The following is an 8,593-nucleotide window of genomic DNA, read 5'->3' on the forward strand; positions in this document are numbered from 1 at the left end:
TGCATGACTACGTAGATAGTTCATTGACACAGAAAATTCAAGCAAATTACATGGGTACAAATACCTGGTCATCTGCCCAAGCAAAAGCGGCCTGCCTCATAGAGAGAACAGGCCGCTTGGCGGGCTTGGGGTGCGGGGAACTTCAGGCTAGGGCCGGGCTAGCACGTCCCGCCACACGGCCAGCGTGCCGCGCGCGGTGGCTTCCCAGCTGCGCGTGCGGGCGTAGGCCAGCGCCGCGGTGCGGCGCTCCTCGGGCAGGGCCACCGCTGCGGCGATGCCGGATGCCAGCGCGCCGACGTCTTCCGGGTCGGCAATGACGGCATGGCCCGACGCCGCCTCGGGGCAGGCGCCGCGGTCGCTGGTCAGCACCGGCGTGCCGCTGGCCATGGCCTCCAGGATGGGCAGGCCATAGCCTTCGTACAGCGACGGGAACAGATAGGCCGCCGCGCCGGCGTACAGGGCCGGCAGGTCGGCGTCGCTGACGAAGCCGGCGAAGCGCACGCGCGCGGTCAGGCCCAGCTCGGCGACACGGCCGGCCAGCACCTGGCCCTGGGCCAGCGAGCGCTCGCCGCAGACCATCAGCGTGAAGTCCCGGTCGAAACGGCCGGCGGCGAAAGCCTCGATGGTGCGGGCCAGGTTCTTGTTGGGCGTGGAACCGACGAACAGCAGATAGGGCCCCGCGAGGTCGTGGCGGGCACGCACGGCGTCGAGCTCTTCCGGTGTGTGCGGGCGGAACTGCGGCGACACGCCGGGCGGTACGACCTTGAGCCGCGCCGGGTCCCCGCCCACCAGTCGCAGGAAGTCCTGCCGCGTGTTCTCGCTGACGCAGACCAGCCTCGTGCAGTGGTCGCGCAGGTGCGCGTAGTGGCGCAGCTTGCGCAGGCGCTTCTTCTCGTCACCGCTGTTGACGTTGAGCGCCGCGTAGAGGTCGTGCACCGTGGCGACGATGGGCACGCGCCAGGGTGGCTCGCGCTCGTCGGGCACGTGCACGAGGGCGCAGTCCGGCCGCGGGATTGGCCAGACCGGGCCCCACCAGCAGCGGCTGGACAGGCGCGGCCCCTGGGCCAGGCGCTCGCGCAGCTTCCAGCGCGAGCGCTTGCACAGCTGCAGCAGCTCGAACTCGTCCTGCGCCGGCAGCTGCAGCGCCGACAGCGCCTCGATGAGCTGGCGCGTGTAGCGGCCGATGCCGGTGCCGCGCTCGTCGGTCAGGTTGGTGGCCTCGATGGCGAAGACGGGGGGGCGGCTCATGTCAGGCGATGCCCAGCGCGTCTAGGGCCTGGGGGAGGTTGACGTAGTCCGCCGTCGCGGATCCCGGTTCGGCGTTCTTCGCGAGGCGGATGCTGCGGCCGACGCCGGCGCGCCGGCCGGCCTCGACGTCCGACGACTTATCGCCGAACAACAGCGAGCGCGGGAGGTCTATGCCCAGCGCCTGCGCGCTGCGCAGGATCATGCCCGGCGCCGGCTTGCGGCAGTCGCAGTCGATGGCGTAGCGGGCCACGGAGCCGTCGGGCAGGTGGGGGCAGTGCTCGATGGCATCCAGCGTGATGCCCTGTCCGGCCAGGTGCTCGCGCAGCGCGTCGTGCAGCACCTGCAGGGCGGCTTCGTCGTAGTAGCCGCGCGCGATGCCTGACTGGTTGGTCACGATGACGAGCGCATAGCCGGCCGCCTGCAGGCGGCGCAGCGCATCGACGGCGCCGGGGACGAACTCGAAATCGTCCCAGCGGTACAGGTAGCCGTGGTCGATGTTGATGACGCCGTCGCGGTCGAGGAAGGCGGCGGGGCGCATCAACGGGCGGCGCGGATGCGGTTGACGAGGGCGGTCGTCGAGTAGCCGTCGACGAAGGGGATGGCGCGCGCGTCGCCGCCCCAGGAGCGCACCAGCCGCGTCTCCTCCAGCACCTCCATGTCGTAGTCGCCGCCCTTCACGTAGAGCTGCGGCCGCACGCGGGCGAGCAGCGCGCAAGGCGTGGGTTCGTCGAAGAACAGCACCGCGTCGACCGACGCCAGGCCGGCCAGCACCAGGGCACGGTCGACGTCGCGGTTCAGCGGCCGGTCCGGCCCCTTGCCGAGGCCGCGCGCCGACGCGTCGGAGTTGACGGCGACGACGAGGCTGGCGCCCTGCGCGCGCGCCTCGTGCAGATAGGCCACATGGCCGCGGTGCAGTACGTCGAAAACGCCGTTGGTGAACACCATGGGGCGGCCCAGCATGGCCAGCCTCGCGGCCAGCGCGGCGCCGTCGAGCGCGGCGGCATCGACGAGCTTGTCTTCCAGGGCGCTCACTCGGCCAATTCCTCGTAGCTGACCGTCGCCGTGCCGAACTTGCCGACGACGATGCCGCCGGCCTTGTTGGCCAGGCGCATGGCGTCGGGCAGGGGCATGCCGGCGCCGGTCAGCGCAGCCAGCGTCGCGATGACGGTGTCGCCCGCGCCGGTCACGTCGAACACCTCGCGGGCGCGCGCCGGCTCGTGCGTGACGCCGTCGGCGTCGAACAGCGTCATGCCTTCCTCCGAGCGCGTCAGCAGCACCGCGCCGACGGCGATGTCGGCGCGCAGCGCATCGACCCTGGCGTGCAGGTCCGCTTCGCCGCGCCAGGCGCCGGCCACCTGGGCCAGCTCGCCGCGGTTGGGCGTGATGACGCTGGCACCGGCATAGCGCCGGTAATCGCTGCCTTTGGGATCGACCAGCACCGGCTTGCCCGCCGCGCGGGCCATCTTGATCATGCGCGGGATGTGGGTCAGGCCGCCCTTGCCGTAGTCCGAGAACAGCACGACGTCGTGCTGCGGCAACTGCGCAGCGAAGTCGTCCAGCATCTCGCCCAGGGCCTCGTGGTCGGGCTCGTTCTCGAAGTCCACGCGCAGCAGCTGCTGCGCGCGGCCGATGACGCGCAGCTTCACGATGGTGTAGAGCTGCTTGTCCTCGCGCAGCACGGTCTCGATGTCGCGCGCTTGCAGCAGCTCGCGCAGGCGCCGCGCGGGCTCGTCGGGACCCACGACGGTCAGCAGCGTCGCGCGCGCGCCCAGCGTGCGGATGTTGAGCGCGACGTTGGCTGCACCGCCCAGGCGTTCCTCCTCGCGCTCGATGCGCACGACCGGCACCGGTGCCTCAGGCGAGATGCGCTCGACGGCGCCGTGCCAGTAGCGATCCAGCATCACGTCGCCGACAACCAGGATGCGGCAGGCGGCGAGCCGTTCGCGGCTGGGCAGGGCGGTCATTGGCCCAGGCCCATCTCGGCCTCGATCAGCCCGCACAGCGTGTGGCCGATCAGCAGGTGCGCCTCCTGGATGCGCGCGGTGACGGTGTGCGGCACGACGATGCTGTCGTCGCACAGCGCGCCCAGCTTGCCGCCATCGCGGCCCAGCAGGCCCAGCGTGTGGATGCCCATGGCCTTGGCGGCCTCGACGGCACGCAGCACATTGGTGGAGTTGCCCGAGGTCGAGATGCCGATCAGCGCGTCGCCCGCTCGGCCCAGACCTTGAACCTGGCGCGAGAACACGTCGTCGAAGCTGTAGTCGTTGGCGATGCAGGTCAGCGCCGAGCTGTCGACGGTGAGGGCCAGGCCGGCCAGCGGGCGACGGTCCTTGATGAAGCGGCCGGTCAGCTCGGAGGCCAGGTGCTGGCTGTCGGCGGCGGAGCCGCCATTGCCGCAGAACATGATCTTGCCGCCCGCGCCCAGCACGCTCGCCAGGCGCCGGCCGGACGCCAGCACCTGCGCGTCGAGCGCTCCCAGGATCTGCATCAGCTGCAGGTGTTCGTCGAGGTTGCGTAGAAACAGGGAACTCATGGGTGAACGGGCGGTTGGTGCCCGCCTGCGGACGGGTCCTTCGAGTATCGACGATGGGCGGCGCCGGTCCTCGGGCGCCGCCGGGGCGGCTAGGGCCGGCGGTCCATGAGATGGCGCAGCGCGCTGAACGGCGACACCAGGCCGCGCTGCCAGTTGCGCTCGACGACCGCGAGTTCGCCGCCGCGCAGCTTCAGCACGGCGGGGAGCACGCGGGGACAGGGCACCAGGGCCAGGCGGGCGTAGAAGTGGCGCTGGCGCCAGCCCAGGCCTGCCTGCCAGGCGAAGGGGCCGTCCTCGGCGCGCAGCAGCACAAGGCGTGCGGTCTGCGGGTCACGGTCCAGCAGCGCGCTGGCGGCGACCTGCATCGGCAGCCGGTGCTGGCAATCCTCGGCCAGGCCTTGCACGACGCGCGCATGCCGGCCCTCGGCGTGCAACCCCTGCAGCCAGTCCTCGGCGCCCTCGTCCAGCGCGCGGTCGAAGGCCTGGGCCAGGGCCGTGGTGAAGCGGCCGCCGGGCACCGAGGCCATCAACCAGTTCTCGATGATGGGCAGCTCGGGCCGCGTCGTGTCGCGGTCGATGTAGAAGCCCACGTAGTCGGCGGCGCGGCGCCTGCGGGTGTCATGCAGCCAGCCGAGGTCGCGGCTGAGCAGCATGGAGGTGTCCATCCACACGCCGCCGTGGCGGGCCAGCAGCTGCAGGCGCAGCCAGTCGGCCTGCTGGCGGGCGGGCAGGGCGTCGAAGTCGGCGCGCAGCGCGGGCAGCCACCGGTCAACGCTGTCGCGGTCCAGCAGCCGCAGCTCGTGGTCGGGTGCGAACTGGCGCCAGTTGTCCAGGCAGGCCTGCATGAAGGCGGGCGCGGGCGACGACTGGCAGTAGGTCCAGAGGATCCTGGGGATCTCATCCTGGCACGGCGGCGCGTTGTCGCCCACCATGATGGCGCGTGTCTGCGCCGGCACGCGGGCCCGCAGCACCGTGGCCAGTTCGCGAAGCAGCAGGCCGGCCAGGATGGCCAGGACCGCGAGCGGCAGGGCGCTCATTCGCGCCAGTGGTCGGCGATCCAGCGCGCCGGTCGCGCATGCCGCCAGTTGCCGTTGCTGCGGCCGGCCAGCGCATCGGGCGGGTTCATGACGCCGTGGAAGATCAGGATGCGCGCGCCCCGGGGGACAAAGGGATCACGCCAGTAGCTGGTCGGCCAGGCCGGGATGCAGTGGTACTTGTAGCTGGCGCACCAGGCGGCATCCCAGTACTGCAGCTTGCCCTGGCGGTGCAGCACGGCGGAGAGGAAAGCCTGCTCGTTGCGGAACTGGGCCTTGGCCTTGGCCTGGTCGGCTACGAACTCGGTCAGCACGTCCTGATGGGCGCCCAGCACCCAGCGGTAGACCGAGGAGTTGCCGGTGACGCGCCAGGGGCGCTTCCAGTCATGGATGATGAGGAAGTCGCCCGGCACCTCGAAGAAGGGCGTGATGTCGTCGACGATGACGACGTCGAGATCGAGGAAGAGGGCGGTGCCGCTCAGGCCGTACTCGTTGACGAGGACGGGGCTGAAGGTCGTCAGCTTCTTCCAGCCGCGCTCAGGCTCGCCGTTGGGCAGCGTCAGCTCGGGGATGGGGAAGCACTTCACCTCACCGCGTATGCCTTCGGTGCGGTCGGTCAGACAGACGAACTCGAAGTCCCCGCGCAGGTGGCGGCGCACCATGGCGTAGAGGCGGTTGACGTATTCGGGGCCGTACTTGGTGCCCCATTTCATGCAGACGATGGTTCTCACAACTCTTCCACGTGCCGGGGCGGATAGGTGTCCCAGTTGAGGCAACCGGGGCATTGCCAGAAATAGTGCGCGGCCTCGAAGCCGCAAGCCGCGCAGCGGTAGCGCAGCAGGGGTTTGACGGCCTTCTCCAGGGTCTGCACCATGGGCCCGGCCTCGTCGGCCGGCAGGGCCGCGGCATTGAGCTTGAGCAGCTCGGTCGCGGCGGACAGGGCCGGCTGCTCGTGCAGATGGGCGACGAGGCGCTCACGTTGCGGGCCGGGCTGCAGCAGGGCCAGCGCGCGCAGCAGGTGCATGCTGGGCGCGCGCTGGTATTGCTCCTGCAGCAGCGCGATGGCGCGCTCGGGCTGGCCCAGGGCCTGGGCGGCCGTGGCGCAGTCGGTGGCGACCAGGTTGAAGGCCGGCGGGTTGGCGGCCAGCAGCCTGGTGAACGCCGCCAGCGCCGCTTCGGGCTGGCCGGCCTTCAGCAGCAGCTGGCCCTGCAGCACATGGGCGCGCGCACCTTCCGGCTCGCGGCGCTGGGCCTGGCCGAGCAGTTCCTGGGCCAGGTCGGCATGGCCCTGGGACTGTGCGACCAGGGCCTGCTCGCACAGGTAATGCGCGATGCGGCCGGAGAACGAGCCGGTGCCGGCAGCCTCAAGCTCGGCGGCGACCTCTGCGGCCTTGGACCAGTCGCGCGAGCGCTCGTACAGCGACAGCAGGGCCAGGCGGGCCTCGCGCTCGAAGGCCGTGCCACGTAACTCGGCGTAGGCCGCCTCGGCGCGGTCGAACAGGCCGGCCTTGAAGAAGTCCTGGGCCAGCTCGTGCTGGGCGCGGTCGCGATCGGTCCTGGGCAGGTCGCCGCGGCGCAGCAGGTGTTCGTGCACGCGCACGGCACGCTCGGTCTCGCCGCGGCGGCGGAACAGGCTGCCGAGCGCGAAGTGCAGCTCGGAGGTGTCAGGGTCGTTCTGGACGGCCTCGATGAAGGCGTCTATGGCCTTGTCCTGCTGTTCGTTGAGCAGCAGGTTCAGGCCCTTGAAGTAGGCCTTGGGGGATTCACGTTGCTCGAGCTTCCATTGGCGGGAGTCGAGTTTGGAGGCCAGCCAGCCGAGGACGAAGACGACGGGCAGGACGAAGAGCAGCCAGCGCGGATCAAACTCCATCTTGGTGGGCAGAGAAAGGCGTTGCGGGCGACTCGGGCGCCGGATTGGGGGCGTCGGGCAGGGGCTCGGCGCGTTGCGCGGCGCGTCGGTGGCGCCACCAGGCGGGCACCATGGCCAGCACGCCGAAAGCGGCGCCGAAGCCGAAGGCCAGCAGCACGATGATGACCTGGGGGGCGCGCCATTCGTGGCCGAAGAACCAGTGCACGACGGCTTCGTGGCTGTTGTTCAGCGCAAAGGCGAACAGCGTGAAGAAGAGCAGGGCCCGCAGGAGCCAGACGAGGGTGCGCATGGCGCGGATTCTGGCTCAGGCGTCGGTGACCGGGAGATGCTTGTCGACGGCTTCGCGCAGCGCCTTGCCGGGCTTGAAATGCGGTGCCAGCTTCTCCGGGATCATGACCTGCTCGCCGCTGCGCGGGTTGCGGCCCACGCGGGGCGGGCGGCGGCTGATGGAGAAGCTGCCGAAGCCGCGGATCTCGATGCGGTGGCCGCGCGCGAGGGCGTCGCTCATCGCGTCGAGGATGGTCTTGACCGCGAACTCGGTGTCCCGCTGGGTCAGTTGGCCAAATCGTTCGGCGAGCACGGCGACGAGGTCGGAGCGGGTCATGTGGAATGGCTCAATTCAAAAGGCAACCACAGAGGTACTGAGGCACAGAGGCACGGATTCATCCATGTGCCCCTGTGGTTGCATTCGCTGTCTTCAATTGAAACAGGCCCGCTGGCGAGGCCGGCGAGCCTGTGGGGAGCATACCCGGCCTCCGGGGAGGCCGGGTGGTCAACCGGGGGCTTAGTTGCCCTGGTTGTCCAGCTTGGCGCGCAGCAGGGCGCCCAGGCTGGTCGTGCCGGCGTTCTCACGCTCGTTCGACTGGCTGATGCGCTGCATGGCTTCCTGCTGGTCGGCGTTGTCCTTGGCCTTGATCGACAGCTGGATGTTGCGGGTCTTGCGATCCACGTTGACGATGACGGCGGTGACTTCGTCGCCTTCCTTCAGCACGTTGCGGGCGTCTTCCACGCGGTCGCGGGAGATTTCCGAAGCGCGCAGATAGGCCATCACGCCGTCAGCCAGCTCGACTTCAGCGCCGCGCGGGTCCACGGTCTTGACCTTGCCGGTCACCGAGGCGCCACGGTCGTTGATCGTGGTGAAGGCGGTGAACGGGTCGCTGTCCAGCTGCTTGATGCCCAGCGAGATGCGCTCGCGCTCGACGTCCACGGCCAGCACGACGGCTTCGACTTCCTGGCCCTTCTTGAAGTTGCGGACGGCGGTTTCGCCGGCTTCGTCCCAAGACAGGTCGGACAGGTGCACCAGACCGTCGATGCCCTGGGCCAGGCCCACGAACACGCCGAAGTCGGTGATGGACTTGACCGGACCCTTGACCTTGTCGCCGCGCTTGACGTTCTCGGCGAACTCTTCCCACGGGTTGGCCTTGCACTGCTTCATGCCCAGGCTGATGCGGCGCTTGTCTTCGTCGATCTCCAGGACCATGACTTCGACTTCGTCGCCCAGCGAGACCAGCTTGCTGGGGGCGATGTTCTTGTTGGTCCAGTCCATTTCGGAGACGTGCACCAGGCCTTCGATGCCCGGCTCGATCTCGACGAACGCGCCGTAGTCGGCGATGTTCGTGACCTTGCCGAACAGGCGCGTGCCGGTCGGGTAGCGGCGGGCCACGCCGAACCACGGGTCGTCGCCCAGTTGCTTGATGCCCAGCGAGACGCGGTTCTTCTCGGCGTCGAACTTCAGGACCTTGGCGGTCAGTTCCTGGCCGACCTGAACGACTTCGCTCGGGTGGCGGACACGGCGCCATGCCATGTCGGTGATGTGCAGCAGGCCGTCGATGCCGCCCAGGTCCACGAACGCACCGTACTCGGTGATGTTCTTGACCACGCCCTGGACGATCGCGCCTTCCGACAGCG

The 8,593-nt window shown here is 69.8% G+C and carries 11 protein-coding genes; all 11 read right to left on the reverse strand.

The annotated features are described in order from the left end of the window. Positions 1–147 precede the first annotated feature (147 nt). Entirely contained in the window at positions 148–1,248 is a 1,101-nt protein-coding gene (locus JOY88_RS22360) for a glycosyltransferase family 4 protein (RefSeq protein WP_293504858.1), read from the reverse strand. A gap of 1 nt (position 1,249) precedes the next feature. Continuing rightward, positions 1,250–1,786: a D-glycero-alpha-D-manno-heptose-1,7-bisphosphate 7-phosphatase gene (locus JOY88_RS22365; RefSeq protein WP_293504859.1), complete on the reverse strand. Its 537-nt coding sequence runs from the start codon at positions 1,784–1,786 to the stop codon at positions 1,250–1,252. Next, a complete protein-coding gene (locus JOY88_RS22370; protein ID WP_293504872.1) occupies positions 1,786–2,208 on the reverse strand; it encodes an adenylyltransferase/cytidyltransferase family protein in 423 nt (140 codons plus the stop codon). Before JOY88_RS22370 ends, JOY88_RS22365 begins: the two co-directional genes overlap by 1 nt. A 68-nt stretch (positions 2,209–2,276) precedes the next feature. Beyond that, positions 2,277–3,212, reverse strand: coding sequence for a D-glycero-beta-D-manno-heptose-7-phosphate kinase (rfaE1, locus tag JOY88_RS22375; RefSeq protein ID WP_293504860.1), 936 nt, complete (start codon positions 3,210–3,212; stop codon positions 2,277–2,279). After that, positions 3,209–3,781, reverse strand: coding sequence for a D-sedoheptulose-7-phosphate isomerase (locus JOY88_RS22380; protein WP_293504861.1), 573 nt, complete (start codon positions 3,779–3,781; stop codon positions 3,209–3,211). The genes rfaE1 and JOY88_RS22380 overlap by 4 nt, the downstream gene beginning before the upstream one ends. Positions 3,782–3,870: 89 nt before the next feature. Further along, positions 3,871–4,818, reverse strand: coding sequence for a glycosyltransferase family 32 protein (locus tag JOY88_RS22385; RefSeq protein WP_293504862.1), 948 nt, complete (start codon positions 4,816–4,818; stop codon positions 3,871–3,873). Next, positions 4,815–5,600 carry a glycosyltransferase gene (locus tag JOY88_RS22390; protein WP_367269832.1) on the reverse strand — a complete coding sequence of 262 codons (786 nt, stop codon included), beginning with the start codon at positions 5,598–5,600 and terminating at the stop codon, positions 4,815–4,817. Before JOY88_RS22390 ends, JOY88_RS22385 begins: the two co-directional genes overlap by 4 nt. Continuing rightward, a complete protein-coding gene (gene lapB / locus JOY88_RS22395; RefSeq protein WP_293504864.1) occupies positions 5,543–6,685 on the reverse strand; it encodes a lipopolysaccharide assembly protein LapB in 1,143 nt (380 codons plus the stop codon). Before lapB ends, JOY88_RS22390 begins: the two co-directional genes overlap by 58 nt. Further along, positions 6,675–6,974, reverse strand: a complete 300-nt coding sequence (locus tag JOY88_RS22400) for a LapA family protein (protein WP_293504866.1) — start codon at positions 6,972–6,974, stop codon at positions 6,675–6,677. The genes lapB and JOY88_RS22400 overlap by 11 nt, the downstream gene beginning before the upstream one ends. A 15-nt stretch (positions 6,975–6,989) precedes the next feature. Then, positions 6,990–7,289, reverse strand: a complete 300-nt coding sequence (locus JOY88_RS22405) for an integration host factor subunit beta (RefSeq protein ID WP_056202110.1) — start codon at positions 7,287–7,289, stop codon at positions 6,990–6,992. Positions 7,290–7,469: 180 nt separating this feature from the next. Continuing rightward, positions 7,470–8,593: 30S ribosomal protein S1 (locus JOY88_RS22410; protein ID WP_293504870.1), on the reverse strand; the 1,124-nt coding region annotated here is incomplete at its 5' end.

Source organism: Roseateles sp. (assembly GCF_019237615.1).
Taxonomy (GTDB): domain Bacteria; phylum Pseudomonadota; class Gammaproteobacteria; order Burkholderiales; family Burkholderiaceae_C; genus Pelomonas.

Bases quoted from the DNA above. Each gene is read 5' to 3' on its own strand.
- JOY88_RS22360 (WP_293504858.1), bottom strand. From the start codon at position 1,248: ATGAGCCGCCCCCCCGTCTTCGCCATCGAGGCCACCAACCTGACCGAC.
- JOY88_RS22365 (WP_293504859.1), bottom strand. From the start codon at position 1,786: ATGCGCCCCGCCGCCTTCCTCGACCGCGACGGCGTCATCAACATCGAC.
- JOY88_RS22370 (WP_293504872.1), bottom strand. From the start codon at position 2,208: ATGCTGGGCCGCCCCATGGTGTTCACCAACGGCGTTTTCGACGTACTG.
- rfaE1 (WP_293504860.1), bottom strand. From the start codon at position 3,212: ATGACCGCCCTGCCCAGCCGCGAACGGCTCGCCGCCTGCCGCATCCTG.
- JOY88_RS22380 (WP_293504861.1), bottom strand. From the start codon at position 3,781: ATGAGTTCCCTGTTTCTACGCAACCTCGACGAACACCTGCAGCTGATG.
- JOY88_RS22385 (WP_293504862.1), bottom strand. From the start codon at position 4,818: ATGAGCGCCCTGCCGCTCGCGGTCCTGGCCATCCTGGCCGGCCTGCTG.
- JOY88_RS22390 (WP_367269832.1), bottom strand. From the start codon at position 5,600: ATGCCCCGGTTGCCTCAACTGGGACACCTATCCGCCCCGGCACGTGGA.
- lapB (WP_293504864.1), bottom strand. From the start codon at position 6,685: ATGGAGTTTGATCCGCGCTGGCTGCTCTTCGTCCTGCCCGTCGTCTTC.
- JOY88_RS22400 (WP_293504866.1), bottom strand. From the start codon at position 6,974: ATGCGCACCCTCGTCTGGCTCCTGCGGGCCCTGCTCTTCTTCACGCTG.
- JOY88_RS22405 (WP_056202110.1), bottom strand. From the start codon at position 7,289: ATGACCCGCTCCGACCTCGTCGCCGTGCTCGCCGAACGATTTGGCCAA.